Source organism: Pseudomonas sp. Tof1, assembly GCF_055390395.1.
Window position 1 is genome coordinate 3,303,204 of sequence record NZ_AP024344.1, and the last position, 26,079, is coordinate 3,329,282.

General features: G+C 66.4%; 1 pseudogene. It reads right to left on the reverse strand.

Annotated elements, in window-relative coordinates:
• A pseudogene (locus tag ACZ5KU_RS15050) lies at positions 1–25,908 on the reverse strand (non-ribosomal peptide synthase/polyketide synthase); the annotation flags it as partial.
• Positions 25,909–26,079: the final 171 nt, after the last annotated feature.

Below are 26,079 nucleotides of genomic sequence, written 5' to 3' on the forward strand. Positions count from 1 at the left end.
CGCCAGGGCCGACAGGGTCGGCTGGCCGAACAGCACCCGCACGTCCGCGCTCAGGCCGATCTGGCGCATGCGTTCGATCAGCGTTACCGCCAGCAGCGAATGGCCGCCCAACTCGAAGAAGTGGTCATGCCGCCCGACGCGCTCAACCTTGAGCAGTTCGGCCCAGAGTTGCGCCAGCAGGTTTTCGGTTTCGCCTTGCGGGGCCTCGTACTCACGGCTGATCAGCGCGCCAGCGTCCGGGGCCGGCAGGGCCTTGCGGTCCAGCTTGCCATTGGGGGTCAGCGGCAACGCATCGAGCTGCACATAGGCCGCCGGCACCATGTATTCCGGCAACACGGCCTGCAGATGACCACGCAGCGCTTCGACCGCCAGGACGGTTTCCGGCTGTTGCGCCGTGACATAGGCCACCAGGCGTTTCTCGCCAGGGTTGTCTTCCCGTGCCAGCACCACGCTTTCCTTGACTCCGGCGCAAGCGGCCAGGCGCGCTTCGATTTCCCCCAGCTCGATACGGAAGCCACGGATCTTCACCTGGTCGTCGTTGCGGCCCAGGTACTCGATGTTGCCGTCCGGTAGATAGCGGGCCAGATCACCGGTGCGATACAGGCGTCCGTCACCGAACGGATCGTCGAGGAACCGCTCGGCACTCAGTTCAGGACGGTTCAGATAGCCACGCGCCACCTGCACGCCAGCGATGTACAGCTCCCCGGCCACGCCTCGCGGCACCGGCTGACGGTACGCGTCGAGCAGGTAGATCCGGGTGTTGGCCACCGGCTTGCCGATCGGGGTGTTGTCCGGGGTCTGCTCCAGCGGTCCGGCGCAATCCCAGGCGGTCACGTCCACCGCCGCTTCGGTCGGCCCATAGAGGTTGAACAGGCCGACTTGCGGCAACTGCTGCTTGAAGCGCCGCACCAGGTGCCCTGGCAGTGCCTCGCCGCTGCACATGACCCGCCGCAGAGCGCTCTGCTGCGTCTGGCCGTGGGCCAGGAACAGGTCGAGCATCGACGGTACGAAGTGCAAGGTGGTGATGCCCTGCTCGCCAATCACCTGCCGCAGGTAGGCCGGATCGCGATGGCCGCCGGGGCGTGCCATCACCAGCCGCGCACCGTTGAACAGCGGCCAGAAGAACTCCCAGACTGACACGTCGAAGCTGAACGGGGTCTTCTGCAGCACCCGATCCGAGGCGTCCAGGCCGTATTCGTCCTGCATCCACAGCAGGCGGTTGACCACCGCGCGGTGTTCGTTCATCACGCCTTTCGGCTGGCCGGTGGAGCCGGAGGTGTAGATCACATAGGCCAGGTGCTCGGGACGAACGTCCGCGCGCAGCGGGTTATGGTCTGGCTGGGCCAGCAACCCCTCATGCTCGGCCTGGGCCGGATCGAGCAACAGGACCGGTACGTCACTCGGTGGCAACACCGACCGCAGCGACTCCTGGGTGAGGATCACTGCCGGCGCGCAGTTGCCGAGCATGTAGGTCAGGCGATCGATCGGGTAGTCCGGATCCAGCGGCACATAGGCGGCACCGGCCTTGAGAATCCCCAGCAGCCCCGCGACCATCGCCTGACTGCGTTCGACACAGATCGCTACCCGGTCGTCCGGGCCGATACCCAGGCCGATCAGGCGGTGGGCGATACGGTTGGCCTGGCGATTGAGCGCGTCGTAGCTCAGGCTGCCCTGCTCATCCACCACCGCGATCGTTTCACCGCAGTCGGCGACCCGTGCCTCGAACAGCCCGTGCAGGGTCAGGTCTTGCGGATAGTCGACCGCCGTGGCGTTGAAACCGTCCAGCAGTTCCTGGCGCTGCGCCTCGTCGAGCAAGGCGATCTCGCCGATCAGCGCCCGTTCATCGGCCGCCATGCCGCGCAGCATGGCTTCCAGGTAACCCAGGCAGCGCTGCATGCTCGCTTCGTCGAACAATGCCGTGGCGTACTCCAGGGTACCGAACAGGCGGTCGCCCACTTCGGTCATGTCCAGCAGCACGTCGAACTTGGCCGTGCTGCTGGTCACCCCGATGCCCTGCAGGGCCATGTCACCCAGCGCCAGATCGACATCCTCGGTGTTCTGCCAGGACAACATCGCCTGGAAGATCGGGCTGTGGGCCAGGCTGCGTTGCGGCCGGACCACCTCCACCACCTGCTCGAACGGCAGGTCCTGGTTCGCCTGGGCGGCCAGGGTCTGCTGCTTGACCTGTTGCAACAGGCTCTCGACGCTCGGTGCGCTCGAGAGGTCGACACGGATCGCCAGGGTATTGACGAAGAACCCGATCAGGTCCTCCACCTCGGCCTGCTGGCGGTTGGCCGCCGGCGTACCGATCACCACGTCGTCCTGGCCGGACAGGCGGCTGAGCACCGCGGCCCAGGCGGCCATCACCGTCATGAACAGGGTGCTGCCCTGGCGCTGGCTCAGCGCCTTGAGGTCGCGGGTCAGCTCGGCGTCGAGGGCCAGGCCCACCGTATGCCCGCTGTAGTCCTGCTGTGCCGGCCGTGGCCGGTCGCTCGGCAGGGTCAGAAGAACCGGCGCCCCGGCCAGGGCCTGCTGCCAGTACTGCCCCTGCCGTTGCAGGACTTCACCCTCCAGCCAGCGACGCTGCCACAGCGCATAGTCGGCGTATTGCACCGGCAAGGCCGGCAACGGATCTTCCGCGCCCTGGCGGAAAGCCTCGTAGAGCGTGCCCAGCTCACGGGTCAGGACGCCGGCGGACCAGCCGTCGGAAACGATATGGTGCAGGGTCACCAGCAACACATGGTCGTCATCCGCCATGCGCACCAGCCGCCCACGCACCAGCGGCCCGTTCACCAGATCGAAGGGCTCGCGAGCCTCTTGCGCGGTGATGGACCGCAGCTCTTCTTCCGCCTGGGCCTGCCCGGTCAGCACCTGCCATTGCAGGTTGAAACCGATGTCGGCCGGGGCGATGCGTTGCTCCGGCTGTTGCCCCGGCAACTGGATAAAGGTGGTGCGCAACGCTTCGTGGCGGGCGACGATACGATCCAGCGCCTGCTTGAGCGCAACACGGTCCAGGCTGCCACGCAAACGCAGCCCGGCCGGGATGTGATACGCCGCGCTGCCACCGTCCAGTTGCGCAAGGAACCACAGGCGCTGCTGGGCGAACGACAACGGCAGGGCCTGCTCGCGCGACACCGGCACGATCGGCAGCTGGCTGCTGCCGGCGGCGTGCGCCAGCACCTCGGCCAGTGCCGCCAGTTCCGGCTGGGCAAAGATGTCCGCCAGGTTCAGTTCGACGCCCAGGCGTCGACGCACCTGGGAAATCAGGCGCATGGCCAGCAGCGAGTGGCCACCCCGCTCGAAGAAGTGGTCGTGACGCCCCACCTGTTCCAGGTTGAGCAGGTCCTGCCAGATCTGCGCCAGGACCGTTTCGACAGTGCCTTGCGGGGCGACCTGCTCACGGCTGGCAAAAGCCTCCTCCGCCGGGGCCGGCAGGGCCTTGCGGTCGAGCTTGCGGTTCGGGGTCAGCGGCAACGCGTCGAGCAGCACGAAGGCGCTTGGCAGCATGTACTCGGCCAGTTGCGGCGCCAGTTCCGCGCGCAGGCTGGCGGCGTCCAGGCTTGCCTCGGGTTGCGCGACCACATAAGCCACCAGACGCTTCTCGCCGGGGTTGTCTTCCCGGGCGATCACCACCGCTTCCTTGACCCCGGCGCAGTTGCCCAGGCGCAACTCGATTTCGCCCAGTTCGATGCGGAAACCGCGGACCTTGACCTGGAAGTCGTTACGCCCCAGGTACTCGATACGGCCGTCGGTCATGTAGCGGGCCAGGTCACCGGTCTTGTACATGCGCGCATCAGGCTGGTCGCTGAACGGATCGACCAGGAAGCGCTCGGCGTTGACCTGTTCGAGGTTCAGGTAGCCGCGTGCCACACCATCGCCACCGATGAAGATCTCGCCGGCCACACCGTACGGCACCGGCTGCTGATGGGCATCGAGCAGGTAGATCCGGGTGTTGGCCATCGGCTTGCCGATGGTGGCGTTGCCGCTGCCCTCGCTGCCGGCCTCGGCATCATGGCTGACGTAGGCCGCGGTGCAGGACACCGTGGCCTCGGTCGGACCGTAGGTGTTGATCAGCCGGGTATGCGTCGGGCGCACTTCATCCCAGAGCTTGAGTTTCTGCGCCGACAGCGCATCGCCGGTGACGTTGATCAGCCGGACATCGGCCAGGCAGCGCGCGGCCAGTTGCGGCTGGCTGTGCCATTCGGCGGCCAGGGTGTGCCAGTGGGCGGCGGTCATGTGCAGGAAGGTCGGACGGATGCCGTAGTCCTGCGTCCCCTCGCTGCCAAAGATCTCCCGGCTTGGCGCCAGGGTGGCACCGGCCAACAGGGCCGGGAAGATCTCCTCCACCGACAGGTCGAAGTTCAGCGTGTTCTGCTGCAGCACGGTGTCCGCCGGGGTCAGGCCGAACAGGCGCGCGGCATCGACGCTGTAGTTGACCAGCCCGCGGTGTTCGATCATCACCCCCTTCGGATTGCCGGTGGAGCCGGAGGTGTAGATCACGTAGGCCAGGTTGCGTACGCCCAGATCCGGGACCACCGGGTTGTCGTCGCGCTCGCTGAAGGCCTGGCGCTGGTCGGCGTCGAGCAGCAACCGCGTCAGTTCCAGTGCCGGCAGGCGTTCCTGCAATGCACGCTGGGTCAACAGGACCGACGGCGTACTGTCCTCGATCATGTAGGCCAGGCGTTCGGCCGGATAGGCCGGGTCCAGCGGCACATAGGCCGCACCGGCCTTGAGCACGCCGAGCAGGCCGACCATCATTTCCACCCCGCGCTCGACGCAGATCGCCACCCGGTCGTCCGGACCGACGCCCAGGCCGATCAGTCGATGGGCCAGGCGGTTGGCTTCGCGGTTCAGTTCGGCATAACTCAAACGCTGATCCTGGAAGGCCACCGCGATGGCCTGCGGTTGCGCCTGCACCCTCTCCTCGAACAACTGGTGAATCGTGCTGTGGCTCGGATACGGCACTTCGGTGGCGTTGAGGCCCCGCAGCAACTGTTCACGCTCGGCGTCATCGAGCAATGGCACCCTTTCCAGCACCTGCCGGTCATCGGCGACCATGGCTTCCAGCAGGCGCTGGAAGTAGCCCAGGTAACGCCGCATGGTGCCTTCATCGAACAGCGCGGTGGCATATTCCAGCGAACCGAGCAGGCGGCCCTGGACTTCGCCCAGGTCCAGCGAGAGATCGAACTTGGCCAGGGTATGCCCCGCGTCCAGGCCTTCCAGGCGCAGGTCGCCGAGGGCCAGGTCGCTGCCGCCCATGTCCTGCCAGCTCAGCATCGCCTGGAAGATCGGGCTGTGGGACAGGCTGCGCACCGGCTTGACCACTTCCACCACCTGCTCGAACGGCAGGTCCTGGTGCATCTGGGCGCCCAGGGTGGTGGTCTTGACCCGGGCCAGCAAAGCCTCGGCGGTCGGCTGCGCGCCGAGGTCGACGCGGATCGCCAGGGTGTTGACGAACAGGCCGATCAGCCCTTCGACTTCACTGCGGGTACGGTTGGCCACCGGCGAACCGATCACCACTTCCTCCTGCCCGGCCAGACGGCCGAGCAGCGCGGCCCAGGCGGCCATCACCGTCATGTACAAGGTGGTGCCGTGCCGCTGGCCGAGGGCCTTGAGGCCGCGGGTCAGCTGTTCGTCGAGGACCACCGGCAGCGCGGCACCGGCATAGTCCTGCTGGGCCGGACGGACCCGGTCGGTAGGCAGCATCAACAGCGCCGGGGCATCGGCCAGGGCCTGTTGCCAGTACCGGGTTTGCTGTTCCAGCCGCTCGCCGCTGAGCCAGCGACGCTGCCACACCGCGTAATCCAGGTAGTGCAGCGGCAACGGCGCCAGCGGATCTTCCTGGCCCTGGCTGAACGCGGCGTAGAGCGCGGCCAGCTCGCGGGTCAGGACATTCATCGACCAGCCGTCGGAGACGATATGGTGCAGGGTCACCAGCAGTACGTGATGATCCTCGGCCAGGCGGATCAGGCGGCCGCGAATCAGCGGCCCCTGTTCCAGGTCGAAGGCTTGCAGGGCTTCCTCGCTGGCGAGCGCCTGCAGTCTGGCGTCGACATCCGCCAGGCCCTGCAGATCGTGCAGTTGCAGGCTGAAGCCGGCGTCTGCCGGGGCGATCCGTTGCAGCGGCTGTTCGTCGTCGCCCAGGATGAAAGTGGTGCGCAGGCCTTCGTGACGCGCGACGATGCGCTCCAGGGCCCGTTGCAGGGCCGTACGGTCGAGCACGCCGCGCAGGCTCAGGCCACCGGGCATATGGTAGGCGGCGCTGGCGCCCTCCATCTGCGCCAGGAACCACAGGCGCTGCTGGGCGAAGGACAACGGCCAGGCCTGGTCGCGGGCCACCGGCACGATTTCCGGCAAGGTGCTGCGCCCGGCCTGGGCGATCACCTGGGCCAGGTCCGCCAGTTCGGCCTGGGCAAACAGCTCGGCCAGACCCAGTTCGACCCCCAGTTGCTGGCGAATCTGCGAAATCAGGCGCATGGCCAGCAACGAATGACCACCCAGTTCGAAGAACCGGTCATGCCGGCCGACCTGGGACAGGCCGAGCAACTCCTGCCAGATATGGGCCAGGGCGATTTCGATCTCCCCTTCGGGGGCCACGTAGCCACGGCTGGTCACGGCATCGAGGTCCGGCGCCGGCAGGGCCTTGCGGTCGAGCTTACCATTCGGCGTCAGCGGCAGTTTTTCCAGGGCGACGTAGACGGCCGGGACCATGTACTCCGGCAGTTTTTCCTGCAGGTGGCGGCGCAGACTGTCGATCTCCACCGAGGCATGGCCCTCGGCCAGGGTGTAGTAGGCCACCAGGCGCTTGTCGCCCGGCACGTCCTCGCGGGCGGTGACCACCGCTTCGTGAATGGCCGGGTGTTTCGCCAGGCGGGCATCGATTTCGCCCAGTTCGATGCGGAAACCGCGGATCTTCACCTGGTCGTCGTTGCGGCCCAGGTATTCGATGTTGCCGTCTGGCAGGTGGCGGCCGAGGTCGCCGGTGCGGTACATCCTTGCCGAAGCGTCCTGGCTGAACGGGTCCCGGAGGAAACGCTCGGCGGTCAGGTCATCGCGGTTCAGGTAGCCACGGGCTACGCCGGCACCACCAATGTAGATTTCACCCGGGACGCCCAGCGGGACAGGCTGTTGTTGCTCGTCCAGCAGATAGAACTGGGTGTTGCCCACCGGCTTGCCGATATGCGGGGCGAAGCCATCCTCTCGATCCATCGCCACCCAGCTGGAGTAGGTGGTGGTTTCCGACGGGCCGTAGAGGTTGCACAGGCGTTGAACGCCGGTTTTCTCGAACAGCGATTCCACCAGGCTGCGCTTGAGCGCTTCACCGGCCACGTTCACCGTGTGCACCGATTGCGGCAGGCCGTCGACTTCGAGCAGCGCCTTGAGCGCCGAGGGAACAGTGTTGATCAGGCCGATATCGTGCTCGCCGTGTTGCAGTTCCAGGACGTTCTTCACCACCTCGATGCTGCCGCCCGAGGTCAGCGGTGCAAAGCACTCGTAGACCGCCAGGTCGAAGTTCAGCGAGGTCGAGAACAGGGTCTTGTCCAAGGCTCCGTTGTCGAAGGCCCCGTGGGCCCAGGTCAGGAAGTTCACCGTGTTGCGGTGTTCGATCATCACGCCTTTCGGCAAGCCGGTCGAACCCGAGGTGTAGATCAGGTAGGCCAGATGGGCCGAAGTCAGGCCCGGCACCTGTGGATTCCGGACGGACTCGTCCTGCCAGGTGCCCTGATCCAGATTGATCACGGGTACCGACACGCCGGCCAGCAACTCCTGGGTCGCGTTCTGGGCCAGCACCACGGCCGGCGCACTGTCCTGCAGCATGTAGGCGATCCGCTCGGCCGGGTACCCCGGATCCAGCGGCACATAGGCGCCCCCGGCCTTGAGAATCGCCAGCAGGCCGACAACCATCTCGGCGCCGCGTTCGACACAGATGCCCACTCGCGAATCCGGCTGCACACCCTGCTTGCGCAAGGCATGGGCCAAACGGTTGGCCTGTTCGTTAAGCTCGCGATAGCTGAGTTTCCTGCCGTCATGGACCACCGCCAACGCGTCCGGCGTACGCTCCACCTGGGCCTCGAACAACCCATGAATGGTCTGCGCCTGCGGATACTCCAGCGCGGTGTCGTTGAGCGCCACCAGCAGTTGCTCGCGCTCGTCGGCCGGCAGGATCGACAGGCGGTTGAGCGCCGTGGTCGGCGCCTCCTCCAGAGCCTGGACCAGTTGCTCCAGGGCAGCCTGCATGTAGCCGCCGATCCGACGCGCGTCGATCTGTTCCACGGCCTGGATGGTGAGCATGAAAGCCTCGCCCAGGTCATCGACGTTCAGGCACAACGGATAGTTGGTACGCTCCTCCATGCTCAGGGTCTGCATACCCTGCCAGGCTGCAATCGCCTCGGACGAAGCCACGCCACCGGTGCTATGGCGGTAGTTCAGCAGGGCACTGAACAGCGGTAGCGAACCCGGTACGCCGCTGCAACGCTGGGCCAGGGACAATGAGGCATGCTCATGACCGAGCAGGGTCGACAGGCGCTCATGGGTGGCCTTGACCCCGGCCAGGGCGCCGAGGTCTCCGACGCTCAGGCGCAACGGCAAGGTGTTGATGAACATCCCCAGGGCCCGGTCGCTGCCCTCGCCGCCCTGCATCCGCCCCATCAGCACGGTGCCGAACACCACCTCATCCCGACCCGATAGGCGGCCAATCACCTGGGCCCATGCCAAGTGCATCAGGCTCGCGGCGCTGACGCCCAGTGGCCGGGCAATGCCACGCAGGCGCAGGCTCAAGCCGCTGTCGAGCAGCTGTTGCACTTCAACGACGGCACGGCCGTCACCCTGCACGTCCTGCAGGCCATAGGGCAGCGTCGGCTCGTCGATATCGCCGAGCATGTCGCGGAAGAACGCTTCATGTTCCTCCCGGCTGGCCCCCAGGCGTGCCTGGGCCACATGATTGCGATACGGCACCGGGGCCGGCAATTGCCCGGTCAGGCCCTGCAGGCTGGCCTGCATCTCTTCCACCACCACTTCCAGGGCCGTGTGGTCCAGGGCCATGTGATGGAACAGCAACATCGCGCTGATCCGCTGGCTGAGCGGCTCCTGGGCATAGGCGATCCGCATCAGCGGCGCCTGGCCGATGTCCAGGCGGTAGTGGCGCGGATCGAACCGCTGGTGCAACTGGGCCAGTACCTCACCCGCCGCCGGATCGACCGTGACCTCTTCCAGGCTCAGTTGAGCCTCGCGCCAGACCACCTGCACCGGCTGGTCCAGGCCTTCCCAGGCCACGCTGGTGCGCAGGATGTCGTGGCGTTCGATCACGCTCTGCAGGGCCTCGGCAAACGCGGCCAGGCGCTGGCGGTCGTCGAAGGCAAACAGCACCTGCAGGACATAGGGGTCGCCCTCATGGGCGGCCAGGTGGTGATAGAGGATCCCTTCCTGCAGCGGTGCCAGGGCATAGATGTCCTGCACATTGGCTACGCCACCGGGCACGTTCGCGACGATGCGGTCGATGGCGGCCTGATCGAGATCGGCCAGGGGCAGCATGTCCGGGGTGATGCGTTCGCAGCCCGGCACGATCAGGTTGTCCGGCACGCGGACTTCCTGATGCCCGCCCACCGCCGCTGCCAGGGCCGCCAGCGTCGGTTGGCTGAACAGCACGCGCACATCGGCCACCAGACCGACCTGGCGCATGCGCTCGATCAGCTTGACCGCCAGCAATGAATGCCCACCCAGCTCGAAGAAGTGGTCATGGCGCCCCACTTGCGGCAGTTGCAGCAGCGACTGCCAGATCTGCGCGATGGCGTTTTCCACGGCACCTTCGGGGGCCGCGTATTCACGTCGCACCAGGGCTTGCGCATCCGGCGCCGGCAGCGCCTTGCGGTTGAGCTTGCCATTGGTGGTCAGCGGGAAGCTGTCCAGGCTGACGAAGGCACTGGGCACCATGTAGTCGGCCAGCGAAAGCGACAGTTGCGCACGCAGCTCGGCGGCCACCACCTCGTGGCCGGACGCGGCAACCACATAGGCCACCAGGCGCTTGTCCCCCGGTTCGTCCTCACGGGCCAGCACCACCGCCTCGCGGACACCCGTGCAGGCGCCCAGGGCGGCTTCGATTTCGCCCAGTTCGATGCGGAAGCCACGAATCTTCACCTGGTCGTCATTGCGGCCCAGATAATCGAGGCTGCCATCGGCCAGCCAGCGTCCCAGGTCGCCGGTCTTGTACAGGCGCGCCTGGGGATCCTTGCTGAACGGATTCGGCAGGAAACGTTCGGCCGTCAGCTCGTCACGGTTCAGATAACCCCGCGCCACCCCGGCACCGCCGACATACAACTCGCCGACCACGCCCACCGGCACCGGCTCGCGCCGGCTATCGAGCACGTATAGCTGCAAGTCGGGAATCCGCACGCCGATGGGGCTGACGCCAGCACGTTGCGCATCGGCCGCCACCAACGGGCAGTAGGTCACATGCACGGTGGTTTCGGTGATGCCATACATGTTCACCAATTGGGTGCCGGCGTTGGCCACCCGTGCGTACCAGGGCTTGAGCATCCCGGTTTCCAGGGCTTCGCCACCGAAGATCACCTGGCGCAGGGAGTGGCGCAATTCGCTCTCGCCCTGGGCGTTGAGCAACTGGCGGAACGCGCTCGGGGTCTGGTTGAGGACCGTGACGCCGGTAGTGCACAGCAGTGCGTAGCAATCCTGCGGCGAGCGGCTGACCAGTTGCGGCACGATCAGCAAGCGACCGCCATGCAGCAGCGCGCCCCAGATTTCCCAGACCGAGAAGTCGAAGGCGAACGAATGGAACAACGCCCAGACATCCTGCTCGTTGAATTCGAACCAGGCCCGGGTGGCCGAGAACAGCCGGGCGACGTTGCGGTGCTCGACCATCACGCCCTTGGGCAGCCCGGTGGAGCCGGAGGTGTAGATCACATAGGCGAGGTGGTGCGGGCTGATCCCGCTGACCCGCGGGTTGCTGCTGGGCTGGGCCTGCAGGGCCGGGCTGCGCAGGTCCAGCCGGGGACCGTCGAAAGTCTCCAGCAGTGCCAGGCCGGCGGCATCGGCCAGCACCGCCACCGGGCCGCTGTCGCGCAACTGGTAGGCGATCCGCTCGGCCGGATAGGCCGGGTCGATCGGTACGTAGCCGGCGCCGGACTTGAGGATGCCGAGCAGGCCAACCATCATCTCCAGGCCACGCTCGACACAGATCGCCACCCGGTCATCCGGACGCACGCCCAGGGCCAGCAACTGATGGGCTACCTGGTTGGCGCGGGCATTGAGCTCGCCGTAGCTCAGCGTGCGGTCTTCGTATTGCAGCGCCACGGCTTCCGGTTGCGCCACCGCCCAGGCTTCGAAGGTGCGGTGGATCAAGGTGTCATCGGCATAGGAGACATGCGGAGTGTTCCAGCTTTCCAGCAATTGCTGGCGCTCGCCCGCCGGCAGGATATTCACCCCGCCCAATGGGGCTTGCGGTGTCTGTTCCAGCGCCTGCACCAGGTTTTCCAGGGCACAGTGCATATAGTCACAGATCCGTTCGGCGCCGATCTGCGCCTCGGCCATGACCGTCAGGTTGAAGCCCTCGCCCAGGTCATTCACCGACAGGGTCAGGGGGTAGTTGGTGCGTTCTTCGCCGTCCAGGGCCTGGATGCCTTCCCAGGCGGCCAGCGCCTGGTCGGTGACACGGGTATCGATCTGCCGGTAATTGAGCAGTGAACTGAACAGCGGCGTCGACGCGGGCACGCCGCTGCAACGCTGCGCCAGTACCAGCGACGCATGCTCGTGGGCGAGCAGGCCGCTGAGTCGGGCATGGGTGGCCTTCAGGCCCTCGCGCACGCCCTGTTCGCCCAGGGTCACGCGCAGCGGCAAGGTGTTGATGAACATGCCCAGGGCCCGGTCGGCGCCTTCGCCGCCCTGCAGGCGACCCAGCAGCACGGTGCCGAACACCACATCGTCCCTGCCCGACACGACGCCCAATACCCGGGCCCAGGCCAGGTGATACAGGCTGGCGGCGCTCACCCCGAGCTGCCGTGCCTGCAAGCGCAGGCGCCGGCTCAGGTCGGCATCCACGCCCCGCTGGACTTCCTCGATGCCGCGACCATCGCCCTGCACGTCCTGCAGGCCGAAGGGCAGTGTCGGTTCCTCGATATCGCCCAGCATGTCGCGGAAGAACGCTTCGTGCTCCTCGCGGCTGATTCCCTGCCAGGCCTGGGCCACATAGTTGCGATAAGGCACGGACGGCGGCAGTTCCCCCTGCCGGCCGAGCATGTGCGCCTCGATTTCGCCGCAGAGGATACGCAGCGAAGTGGCGTCGTCCACCAGGTGATGGAACAGCAGCATGCCGACCCAGCGGTTATTCGATGGATCCTGCGCGTAGCCGATGCGCATCATGGGCGCCTGACGAATGTCCAGGCGGGTGTGGCGCGGGTCCAGGCGCTCGCACAGTTGTTCGGCGATATCGCCGTCCGCCGGGTCCAGCTCCAGCCGTTCAACGCCCAGGGGCGCGTCACGCCAGACCACCTGCACCGGCGCATCCAGGCTTTCCCAGAGCACTGCGGTACGCAGGATGTCATGCCGCGCCACCACCCCTTGCAGGGCCTGGGCGAAGCTGTGCAGGCGTTCGAGGCTGTCGAAGCCGAACAGCGCGTATTGCAGGTACGGGTCGCCCTGGGTCGCGGCCAGGTGATGGTACAAAATCCCCTCCTGCAACGGCGCCAGGGCATAGATATCCTGCACATTGGCAACGCCACCGGGCACGCTGGCCACGATGCGGTCGATATCGTCCTGGCTCAGGCCGACCAGCGGCAGCATGTCAGGCGTGATACGTTGACAACCCTCGGGGATGACATTCGCCGGCACCTCGACCTCGCGCTGGCCGCCCACGGCCGCCGCCAGGGCGGCCAGGGTCGGCTGGCCGAACAGCACGCGCACGTCGGCACTGAGGTCGATCTGGCGCATGCGCTCGATCAGTTTCACCGCCAGCAGCGAGTGACCGCCCAGTTCGAAGAAGTGATCGTGACGACCGACCTGTTCCAGTTGCAGCAGGTCCTGCCAGATACGCGCAATCGCCATTTCGGTGGCGCCTTCGGGCGCTTCGTAGCCACGGCTGGCCACCGTCGAGCGATCGGGGGCCGGCAACGCCTTGCGGTCGAGCTTGCCGTTGGCGGTCAGCGGGAAGGCTTCCAGGCTGACGAAGGCACTGGGCAGCATGTGCTCGGCCAGCGTCTGGCGCAGTTGGTCACGCAACCATGCGGCGTCGAGTTCGACGCCGGCGGCGATGACATAGGCCACCAGGCGCTTGTCGCCCGGCTCATCCTCGCGCACCAGAACCAGCGCATCACGCACACCTTCGCAGGCGGCCAGTTGCGCCTCGATCTCGCCCAGTTCGATACGGAAGCCGCGAATCTTCACCTGTTCGTCGTTACGCCCCAGGTATTCCAGGCTGCCGTCGGCCACCCAGCGAGCCAGGTCGCCGGTGCGGTACAGACGCGCGTTCGGCTCTTGGCTGAACGGGTTGGCAAGGAAACGCTCGGCGCTGAGTTCGGCCCGGTTCAGGTAGCCACGGGCGACCCCGGCCCCGCCGACATACAGTTCGCCGACCACCCCCACCGGTACCGGTTCGCGACGGGCATCGAGGACATAGAGTTGCAGGTCGGGAATCCGTTTGCCGATCGGACTGGCCCCGATGCGCTGGGCATCTTCGGCCTGCAATGGGTAATAGGTCACGTGCACCGTGGTTTCGGTGATGCCGTACATGTTCACCAGTTGCGTACCGGCGTTCACGGCCCGCGCATACCAGGGCTTGAGCATCGCCGTGTCCAGCGCCTCACCGCCGAAGATCACCTGGCGCAGGGCATGGGGCTGGGCGTTGTCGCCCTGGGCGGCAATCAGTTGGCGGAACGCGCTTGGCGTCTGGTTGAGCACTGTCACCCCGGCGCTGCACAGCAGTGCGTAGCAATCCTGTGGCGAGCGGCTGACCAGTTGCGGCACGATGAGCAGACGCCCGCCGTGCAGCAGCGCGCCCCAGATTTCCCAGACCGAGAAGTCGAAGGCGAACGAGTGGAACAGCGCCCAGGTGTCCTGTTCGTTGAAACCGAACCAGTCCTCGGTGGCCGTGAACAGCCGCGCAACGTTGCGGTGCTCGACCATCACGCCCTTGGGCAGACCGGTGGAACCGGAGGTGTAGATCACGTAGGCCAGGCTCGCGGACGTCAGCCCCGGCACCTGCGGGTTCTGGACGGACTCGTCCTGCAGATCGCCATCGTCGAGATTGATCAGCGGCAGATCCACCGCCGGCAGCGCCTCGCGCACCGCGTGCTGGCTCAACAAGGCCACCGGTTCACTGTCGCCCAGGGTGTAGGCCAGGCGCTCACGGGGATAGGCCGGGTCCAGCGGCACATAACCGGCACCGGACTTGAGGATCCCCAAGAGGCCGATGATCATCGCCGGGCCGCGTTCGACGCAGATGGCCACCCGGTCATCCGGGCGCACGCCCAGGGCCAGCAGGCGGTGGGCCACCTGGTTGGCGCGGGCATTGAGTTCGCCATAGCTCAGGCTTTCGTCCTGATGCACCAGCGCCACGGCCTCCGGCCGCTCGGCGGCGCGGGCCTCGAACTGCTGGTGGATCAGTGCATCGGCGGGATAGGTCCGGCCAGCCTGGTTCCAGTGCTCGAGCAGTTGCTCGCGCTCGCTGGCCGGCAGGATCGAAATCGCCTGTACGGCGCTCTCTGGTGCCTGCTCCAGGGCCTGAACCAGGCCGTCCAAGGCGCTGTGCAGATAGCCGCAAAGACGTTGTGCACCGATGGCCGTCGCCACCAAGGCCGTGAAGTGGAACCCTTCCCCCAGGTCGTCGACGTTGAGGGTCAGCGGATAGTTGGTGCGCTCTTCGGCACCGCCCAGCACCTGCATGCCCTGCCAGGCGCTCTGCGCCTGCTCGGTCACGGCCAGGCTGCTGTGGCGGTAGTTGAGCAAGGCGCTGAACAACGGCAGCGGCGCGCTCACCCCGCTGCAACGCTGGGCCAGCGCCAGGGAGGCGTGCTCGTGCCCGAGCAAGGCGGTCAGTTCGGCGTGGGTGGTCTTGACCCCCTCACGCACGCTTTGACCGCCAAGGGTCACCCGCAGCGGCAAGGTATTGATAAACATGCCCAGGGCCCTATCGGCGCCCTCGCCGCCCTGCATCCGGCCCAGCAGCACCGTGCCGAAGACCACCTGGTCACGGCCACTGGCCTGCCCCAACACCTGGGCGAAAGCCAGATGCACCAGACTCGCGGCACTCACCCCGAGCTGACGGGCCTGGGCTCGTAAACGCAGGCTCAGGCCCATGTCCAGGGCCAGGTGGGCCTGTTCGATCTCGCTGCCGTCACCCTGCACATCCTGCAGGCCGAACGGCAGGGTTGGTTCGTCGATATCGCCGAGGCGTGCGCGGAAGAACCGTTCGTGCTCCTCCTGGCTCGCGCCCAGGCGGGCCAGGGCGACATAGTTGCGATAAGGCACAGCGGCGCCCAGTTGCGCCTGCTGGCCGAGCAGAGCGGCCTGCATCTCGTGCTGCACCACGTCCATCGCGGTGTGGTCCATGACCAGGTGATGGAACAGCAGCAGTCCCAGCCAGCGCTGGTTCGGCTCGTCCCAGGCCTGGGCCAGATGCAGCATCGGCGCCCGGCGGATATCCAGGCGCACCTGGCGCGGATCGAAGCCGGCCTGCAACTGCTCGGCGATATCGCCGGCGCGAGGGTCCAGCGCGCGCTCCTCGGTGCTCAGTTCGGCACGGCGCCAGACCACCTGCAAGGGCTGGTCGAAGCCTTCCCAGTGAATGGAAGTGCGCAGGATGTCATGTCGGTCGATAACCGCTTGCAGTGCCTGGACGAAGTCGTCCAGGCGGGCACGGCTGTCGAAGGCGTACTGCGCTTGCAGCACATAGGGGTCGCCCTCCTCGGCGCTGAGGTGGTGATAGAGAATCCCCTCCTGCAACGGTGCCAGCGGGTAGATATCCTGGATGTTCGGCGCACCGCCCGGCACGGTGGCCGCGATACGGTCGATGGCCGCCTGATCCAGCTCGATCAGCGGCAACATGTCCGGGGTGATCCGCTGGCAATCCGGAGCAATCCGGTTGGCCGGCACCACCAGGTCGCTGGCCGTACCCACTGCTGCGGCCAGGGCGGCCAGGGTCGGCTGGCTGAACAGCACCCGCACATCGGCACTCAGGCCGGCCTGGCGCATGCGCTCGATCAGCGTCACCGCCAGTAATGAATGACCGCCGAGTTCGAAGAAGTGGTCGTGGCGACCGACCTGCTCGACCTTGAGCACATCGGCCCAGATCGACGCCAGCAGCACTTCCACTTCGCCTTGCGGCGCCTCGTAGCCGCGGCTGACCAGCGCCTGGGCATCCGGCACCGGCAGCGCCTTGCGGTCCAGCTTGCCGTTGGCGGTCAGTGGCAAGGCATCAAGTTGCACGTAGGCCGCCGGCACCATGTATTCCGGCACGGACTCTTGCAGATGGTCGCGCAGACTCTCGATCGGCAGCACGGTTTCAGGCTGCTGCGCCGTGAAGTAGGCCACCAGACGTTTGTCGCCCGGGAGATCCTCGCGACACAACACCACGCTTTCCCTGACCTCGGGATGCTCGACCAGACGCGCCTCGATCTCGCCCAGTTCGACCCGGAAACCGCGAATCTTCACCTGGGCGTCATTGCGGCCCAGGTACTCCAGGTTGCCGTCGGCGCGCCAGCGCACCAGGTCGCCGGTGCGGTACAGGCGGGCATTCGGCTCGCTGTCGAATGGGTCGACCAGGAATTTTTCCCGGGTCAGTTCTTCCCGGTTCAGGTAACCCAGGGCCACGCCCTGTCCGCCGATATACAGCTCCCCTGCCACACCCACCGGCACCGGCTGGCCCTGGGCATCGAGCACGTACAGGCAGGTGTTGCCCACGGGGCGGCCAATCGGGATGCCCCCGTTGCCGACCGCGGTGATTTCGTAGGTCGCGGAGAAGGTCGTGGCTTCGGTCGGGCCGTAACCGTTGAGCAGATGCTCGGGGGCACTGTTTTCCAGTACCCGGGCGATCACCGCCGGGTCCAGCACGTCGCCGCCGACGATCAGGTAGCGCAGACGGGCAAACGCTTCACCCAGGCCGGCAGCGTATTGATGGAACAACCCGGCGGTCATCCACAGCACCGTCACCGACTGTTCCAGCAGCAGGCGCTGGAAGTTCGCCGGGGACAGCAGGTCGTCCTGGCCGATCACCACCACGCAGCCGCCATTGAGCAGCGGCGCCCAGACATCCAGGGTACTGGCGTCGAAGGCCGGGTTGGAGGCGAAGGCCACTCGATCCCGTTCGTTGAAATCGGCGTAGCCGTTGTTGATCACCAGCCGGCTGATGGCCCGGTGCGGCACCAGCACGCCTTTCGGGGTGCCGGTGGAGCCGGAGGTGTACATGATGTACGCCGCGCTTTCGCTGGACTGGGTGATCCCCAGGTCATCCGGATCCAGAGCGGACAGGTCCAGACGGTCCAGTTCCACCCGCTGTGCCGAGGTCGCCAGCGACACCTGGCTATGGGTCAGCAGGACCCGTGCCTGGCTGTCCTCGATCATGAAGCCCTGGCGTTCGAGCGGTGCATTGATGTCCAGCGGTACATAGACCGCCGCGCACTTGAGCGCCGCCAATTGGCTGACCAGCAGGTCATGGCTGCGTGCCAGCAGGATCGCCACGCTGTCGCCCGGCTGCACGCCGAGGCCACGCAGGTGCCGGGCCAGGCGGTTGGCTCGGGCGTTGAGCTCGGCGTAAGTCAACGCCACGCCGTCGTGGATCGCCGCACACGCCTCGGGGCGGGCACGGACCTGGGCCTCGAACAGCCCGTGCACGGTCTGTGTCCGTGGGTAGTCGCGATGGCTGGCGTTGAAGCTCACCAGCAGTTGCTCGCGCTCGGCATCGGGCAGGATCGTAAGTTCAGCCAACGGCGTCTGGGGCGCCTGCTCCAGGGCCGCCGCCAGGTTGACCAGGGCCGTGTGCATGTAGTCGCAGACCCGCTGCGCACCGATGCCCTCCAGGGCCAGGACACTCAGGGAGAAGTCTTCGCCCAGGTCGTCCACCGACAGTGTCAGCGGGTAGTTGGTGCGTTCTTCACTGCTGAGAATCTCGATCCCTTGCCAAGCCTGCAAGGCCGGTTCGGAAACCGCGTCGACGGCGCTATGCCGGTAGTTGAGCAAGGCACTGAACAGCGGGGTTGGCGCGGCCACGCCGCTGCAACGCTGGGCCAGGGCCAGGGACGCATGTTCGTGACCGAGCAGCGCGCTCAGTCGCCCGTGGACCGCCTTGACCCCGTCCCGCACCCCCTGCTCGCCCACGGTGACCCGCAGCGGCAAGGTATTGATAAACATCCCCAGGGCCCGATCGGCACCCTCGCCGCCCTGCATCCGCCCCATCAGCACGGTGCCGAACACCACATCCCGGGTGCCCGAGACCTTGCCCAGCACCTGGGCCCAGGCCAGGTGGTGCAGGCTGGCGGCGCTGACCCCCAGTTGCCGGGCCAGGGCCCGCAGCCGCTGGCTCAAGGCTGATGGCAGAACGGCACTCACTTCATCGATAAGGTGGCTGTCGACCTGCACATCCTGCAGGCCGAATGGCAGGGTCGGCTCGTCGATATCGCCCAGCATCTCGTGGAAGAACGTTTCGTGTTCCTGCTGGCTGGTCCCCAGGCGCGCCTGGGCCACATAGTTGCGGTACGGCACCGGGTTGCCCAGTTGATCGGCCTGCCCCAGCAGATGCGCCTGGATTTCATGTCGCACCACCTCCAGGGCGGTGTGGTCCAGGGCCATGTGGTGGAAGCGCAACATGGCCACCCAACGCTGTTGGCCCTCGTCCTCGGCGAACACCAGTTGCATCAGGGGAGCCTGGGTCACGTCCAGCCGGGAGTGGCGGGTGTCGAAACGCGCCTTCAGTTGAACCGCCACCTCACCGGCACGCGGATCCAGCACCAAGGCTTCGCAATGCAGGCGGGCCTGGCGCCAGACCACCTGGACCGGTTCGTCCAGGCCTTGCCAGAGGACGGCGGTGCGCAGGATGTCATGCCGGTCGATGACCTGTTGCAACGCCTGGGCAAAGGCGTCCAGCCGCTGACGGTCCGCCACGTTGAACAGGGCATGGAGAACATAGGGATCACCCTGCTCGGCGGCCAGGTGATGATAGAGAATGCCTTCCTGCAGCGGTGCCAGCGGATAGATATCCTGCACATTCGCCGCACCACCCGGCACGCTGGCGACGATTCGCTCGATCTCCGCCTGGTCCAGGTCGATCAGCGGCAGCATGTCCGGGGTGAGGTGCGTGCAGCCCGGCGGGATGGCATTGGCCGGGACCACGATCTCACGTCCGCCACCCACGGCAGCGGCCAGCGCGGCCAGGGTCGGCTGATTGAACAGCACCCGCACATCGGCGCTCAGACCGGCCTGGCGCATGCGTTCGATCAGGCTCACGGCGAGCAGCGAATGCCCGCCCAGTTCGAAAAAGTGATCATGACGTCCGATCTGCTCGACCTTGAGCACCTCGGACCAGATCCGTGCCAGGGTGATTTCGGTTTCGCCTTGGGGAGCTTCGAAGCCACGATGGCTCAAGGCACTGCTGTCCGGTGCCGGCAGGGCCTTGCGGTCCAGTTTGCCGTTCGGGGTCAGCGGCAGTTTTTCCAGGGCGACGTAGACGGCCGGGACCATGTACTCCGGCAGTTTTTCCTGCAGGTGGCGGCGCAGGCTGTCGATCTCCACCGAAGCATGACCTTCGGCCAGGGTGTAGTAGGCGACCAGGCGCTTGTCGCCCGGCACATCCTCGCGGGCAGTGACCACCGCTTCGTGAATGGCCGGGTGTTTCGCCAGGCGGGCATCGATTTCGCCCAGTTCGATACGGAAACCGCGGATCTTCACCTGGTCGTCGTTACGGCCCAGGTATTCGATGTTGCCATCCGCCAGGTAGCGACCGAGGTCGCCGGTGCGGTACATCCTTGCCGAAGCGTCCTGGCTGAACGGGTCCCGGAGGAAGCGCTCGGCGGTCAGGTCGTCACGGTTCAGGTAGCCACGAGCCACGCCGGCGCCGCCAATGTAGATTTCACCCGGTACGCCCAGCGGAACGGGCTGTTGTTGCTCGTCCAGCAGGTAGAACTGGGTGTTGCCCACCGGCTTGCCGATATGCGGGGCGAAGCCATCCTCTCGATCCATCGCCACCCAGCTGGAGTAGGTGGTGGTTTCCGAAGGGCCGTAGAGGTTGCACAGGCGTTGCACGCCGGTTTTCTCGAACAGCGATTCCACCAGGCTGCGTTTCAGCGCTTCACCTGCCACGTTGACGGTGTGGACTGAAGCAGGCAGACCATCCACTTCCAACAGCGCTTTCAACGCTGAAGGCACGGTGTTGATCAGGCCGATATCGTGCTCGCCGTGCTGCAGTTCCAGGACGTTTTTCACCACCTCGATACTGCCGCCCGAGGTCAGCGGTGCAAAGCACTCGTAGACCGCCAGGTCGAAGTTCAGCGAGGTCGAGAATAGCGTCTTGTCCAAGGCCCCGTTGTCGAAGGCCCCGTGGGCCCAGGTCAGGAAGTTCACCGTGTTGCGGTGTTCGATCATCACGCCCTTGGGCAAACCTGTCGAACCCGAGGTGTAGATCAGGTAGGCCAGGTGTGCCGAGGTCAGGCCCGGCACCTGTGGATTCCGGACGGACTCGTCCTGCCAGGTGCCCTGATCCAGATTGATCACGGGTACCGACACGCCGGCCAGCAACTGCTGGGTCGCGTTCTGGGCCAGCACCACGGCCGGCGCACTGTCCTGCAGCATGTAGGCGATCCGCTCGGCCGGATACGCCGGATCCAGCGGCACGTAGGCGCCCCCGGCCTTGAGAATCGCCAGCAGGCCGACGACCATCTCGGCGCCGCGCTCGACACAGATCCCCACGCGGGAGTCCGGCTGCACACCTTGCTTGCGCAGGGCATGGGCCAGGCGGTTGGCCTGCTCGTTCAGTTCGCGATAGCTGAGTTTCCTACCGTCATGGACCACCGCCAGGGCATCCGGCGTCAGTTCCACCTGGGCCTCGAACAACCCATGGATGGTCTGCGCCTGCGGATACTCCAGCGCGGTGTCGTTGAACGCCACCAGCAGTTGCTCACGTTCGCCTTCCGGCAGGATCGACAGGCTTTGCAGCGACGCTTGCGGCGTATGTTCCAGTGCTTCCAGCAACTGCTCCAGCGCCGTGCGCATGTAGCCACACACCCGCTGCGCACCAACCGAGGATGTCACCAACGCGGTCAGCTTGAAGCCTTCGCCCTGGTCGTCGACGTTCAGCGTCAGCGGATAGTTGGTGCGTTCTTCCTCACTGAGGATATGGATACCCTGCCAGGCCTGCATGGCCTGTTCGGACACACTGCCCACGGCGCTATGCCGGTAATTGAGCAGGGCGCTGAACAGCGGCAGTGGCGCCGCCACGCCACTGCAGCGCTGGGCCAATGCCAGGGACGCATGCTCATGCCCCAGCAACGCGGTCAACCGCGCATGGGTCGCCTTGACTCCGGCGCGTACCCCCTGCCCACCCAGCGCGACCCGCAGCGGCAAGGTGTTGATGAACATCCCCAGCGCCCGGTCGGCGCCCTCGCCGCCCTGCATCCGGCCCATCAGCACGGTGCCGAACACCACATCCTGCCGGCCCGAAACCTTGCCCAGCACCTGGGCCCAGGCCAGGTGCATCAGGCTCGCGGCACTCACCCCCAGGTGCCGGGCCTGAGCGCGCAGGCCCTGGTCCAGCCGGCTGTCCAGCAGCAGGCTGGCCTCGTCGATATCCCGACCATCGCCCTGTACGTCCTGCAACCCGAACGGCAGGGTCGGTTCGTCGACCTCGCCGAGCATGTCACGGAAAAACGCTTCGTGATCGGCCTGACTCACACCCAGGCGCGCCTGGGCCACGTAGTTGCGATACGGCACCGGTGTCGGCAGGGTTTGGGCCTCGCCCAGCAGCCAGGCCTGCATTTCATGTTGCACCACCTCCATCGCCATATGGTCCAGGGCCATGTGATGGAACAGCAGCATCGCGGTGATGCGCCGATTGAGCGGATCTTCGGCATAGGCCAGACGCATCAGTGGAGCCTGGCCGATGTCCAGGCGGTAGTGCCTGGGGTCGAAACGGCCATGCAGTTGCGTGCCGATATCACCGGCCGCCGGGTCGAGCTCGAGCGCATCCAGGTGCAGTCTCGCCTGGCGCCAGACCACTTGCACAGGCGCATCCAGGCCTTCCCAGACCACCCCGGTGCGCAGGATGTCATGGCGGTCGATGACCGTCTGCAAGGCCTGGACAAAGGCGTCCAGGCGCGGGTGATCGTCGAAGGCGAACTGCGCCTGCAAGACATAGGGGTCACCCTGCCCGGCGGCCAGGTGGTGATAGAGAATCCCCTCCTGCAACGGCGCCAGCGGATAGATATCCTGCACATTCGCGACACCACCGGGTACCGTCGCCACCACCCGGTCGATCTGCGCCTGGGTCAGGCTGACCAGTGGCAGCAGGTCCGGGGTGATCCGCGCGCAATCCTGCGCAATCAGGTTGGCCGGCACGCTGATCTCGCGTCCGCCTCCCACGGCGGCGGCCAAGGCCGACAGGGTCGGCTGGCTGAACAGCACGCGCACGTCGGCACTCAGGCCCAACTGGCGCATGCGTTCGATCAGGCTCACCGCCAGCAGCGAATGGCCGCCCAGTTCGAAGAAGTGATCGTTGCGCCCGACACGCTCGACCTTGAGCAGGTCGGCCCACAGCTGTGCCAGGGTGGTTTCCAGGTCGCCCTCGGGCGCCTCGAACTCGCGACTGGCATAGGCGTCGGCGTCCGGCGCCGGCAAGGCGCGGCGATCCAGCTTGCCGTTGGCGGTGAGCGGGAACGACTCCAGGATCACGAAGGCACTCGGCACCATGTATTCGGCCAGGGACGCCGCCAGCTCGCTGCGCAGCGCAGGCACCGACAAGACGTTGCCTGGCTCGCCAACCAGATAGGCCACCAGGCGCTTGTGCCCGAACTCGTCCTGGCGGGCCAGCACCAGTGCTTCCCTGACGCCCGCGCAGGCGGCCAGGCGTGCCTCGATCTCCCCCAGTTCGATGCGGAAACCGCGAATCTTCACCTGATCGTCGTTACGCCCGAGGTACTCGACAACACCGTCCGCGTTCCAGCGCGCGAGGTCGCCGGTACGATACATCAGCGCCCCGGCCTGGTCGCTGAACGGGTCGGCGATGAATTGCGTGGCGTTCAGTTCCGGCCGGTTCAGATAGCCCTTGGCCACGCCCTGCCCGCCGATATACAGCTCGCCGGCCACGCCCACCGCCACCGGTTGGCGCAAGGCATCGAGGATATAGACCTGGCTGTTGCCGATCGGCCGGCCGATGGGAATCGCGCCGTTGCCGACCGAGGTGATTTCATGGGTGGTGGAAAAGGTCGTGGCTTCGGTCGGGCCGTAGCCGTTGAGCAGATGCCCGGGGGCACCTTCGGCCAGCACCCGGGCGATCACCGAAGGATCCAGCACATCGCCACCGACGATCAGGTAGCGCAATTGTGCGAAGGCGCCCATCAGGCCGGCGGCATACTGATGGAACAGGCCGGCGGTCATCCACAGCACGCTGACCGACTGGGCCAGCAGCAGGGCCCGGAAATCCTCCAGGGACAGCAACACCGACTGTTCCACCACCACCACGCAACCGCCGTTGAGCAGCGGTGCCCAGACATCCAGGGTACTGGCGTCGAAGGCCGGGTTGGAGGCGAAGGCCACCCGATCCTGCCTGTTGAAATCGGCGTAGCCGTTGTTGAGCACCAGGCGGCTCACCGCGCGGTGCGGCACCAGTACCCCCTTGGGGGTTCCGGTGGAGCCGGAGGTGTACATGATGTACGCCACCGACTCGGCGCCCGACAGCGACTGCGGGTTCGGCACGTCGGTGGCCAGCGCCAGCAGGTCCAGATCCACCCGCCGGACACCCTCCGGCACCTCGCTGGAGCCGCGGGTCAATACCTGCCGCGCCTCGCTGTCATGCAACATGAACGCCTGGCGCTCGGCGGGAGCATTGATATCGAGCGGCACATAGGCCGCGCCGCACTTGAGGATTGCCAACTGGCCGGCCAGCAGGTCGAAGGAACGCTCCAGCAGCAGGCCCACGCGATCGCCCGGCTGTACCCCGAGACCGGCCAGATGCTGCGCCAGGGCATTGGCCCGGCCGTTGAGTTGCCGGTAGGTCAGTGCCTGCCCGCCCTGCACGGCAGCCAGCGCATCGGGCTGCGCCGCCACCTGCTCCTCGAACAGCTGTACCAGGCTGCTGTGCCGTGGATAGTCACGCGCCGTGGCATTGAAGCCATGCAGCACCTGCTGGCGCTCGGCGGCCGAGAGGATCTCCAGTTGCTGCAACGGTGTCTGCGGCGCTTGCTCCAGGGCTTCCACCAGCGCCGCGAGGGCCGCCAGCATATAGTCACCGATACGTTGCGCACCGATCTCCACCAGGGTCTGGACCGCCAGGCTGAACCCCTCGCCAAGATCGTCCACCGACAGGGTGATCGGATAGGTGCTCTGCTCGTCGCCACCCAGGCTCTGCAAGCCGGCCCAGGCCCGGGCGGTCTCGGCCGAGACCTGCGAGCCGGTGGCGCTGTGGCGGTAGTTGAGCAGCGAGCTGAACAAGGGCGTCGGGGCAGCCACCCCACTGCAACGCTGGGCCTGGGCCAGGGACGCGTGTTCATGACCGAGCAAGGCGGTCAGGCGTGCGTGGGTGGTCCTGACCCCTTCGCGGACTGCGTGCCCCTCGAGTTTCACCCGCAACGGCAGGGTGTTGATGAACATGCCCAACGCCCGGTCGGCGCCCTTGCCGCCCTGCATCCGGCCCATCAGTACGGTGCCGAACACCACATCGGACTTGCCCGACACGGCCCCCACCACCCGCGCCCACGCCAGGTGATGCAGGCTGGCGGCACTGACGCCCAACTGGCGGGCCTGGTCGCGCAGACGCCGGCTCAGATCGGCGTCGACAGGAAGGTGCAGCTCTTCGATCCGCGGGTTGCCACCAGGTATTTCCGCTACGCCAAATGGCAGGGTCGGCTCATCGACGTCCGCCAGCATGTCGCGGAAAAAGCCTTCATGGGCATCGGCGCCGGCACCGAGCCGGACCTGTGCCACATAGTTGCGATAGGGCACCGCCTCGGGCAGCGCGTGACCTTCGCCGAGCAGGTAGGCCTGCATTTCGTATTGCACCAGCTCCAGCGCGGCATGGTCGATGGCGATGTGGTGGAACAGCAGGAGCGCGACCCAGCGTGCATTGGCCCGGTCCTCGGCGCACACCAGGCGCATCAGCGGGGCCTGGCGCAGGTCCAGGCGGTAATGCCGGGGATCGAAACGCTCACACAGGCGGGTCTCGATATCACTGTCGCCGGGTGCCAGGGCGACTTCCTCCACCGCCAGCGTCGCCTCGCGCAGGACCACCTGCATTGGCTCATCGAGGCCTTCCCAGACCATCGCCGTGCGCAGGATATCGTGCCGGTCGATCACCGCCTGCAGGGCCTGGGCGAAATCGTCGAGACGTTCGCGGCTCTCGGCCGCGAACAACGAACGCAATACATAGGGATCGCCCTGCCCGGCGGCCAGGTGATGGTAGAGAATCCCCTCCTGCAGGGGCGCCAGCGGGTAGATGTCCTGCACGTTGCCGGCTCCGCCCGGCACCGATTCGACAATCCGGTCGATGGCGGCCTGGCCAAGGTTGGCCAACGGCAACATCTGCGGCGTGATGCGCAAGGCCGGACTCAGCCATTCCCCTCCGTTTCGAGCCACCAGCCTGAGCAGTTCCGCCTTGTGCACGACCAGGCTATCGAAGACGGCGCTGTCAAGGCCCTCGTCGTCACCAAGAATCACCAGATTGTCTTCTTCCAGTTGAAGGCCAATCGCGTGCGTGGAAAGAACTGCCATCAATTCGCTGAAGTGCATCGAATAACCTACTGTTTATCATGTCGGAGAGGGTTGGCAACCCAAGGGCTCGGTGTCGGAGACAGCGTTCGCGCGATAAAAACGGAGGGGCTTCGAGGTTCGAAGACAGCATGGCAATCGGGATGCAGGCGTGACCGGCGCCGCGGCGGCAAA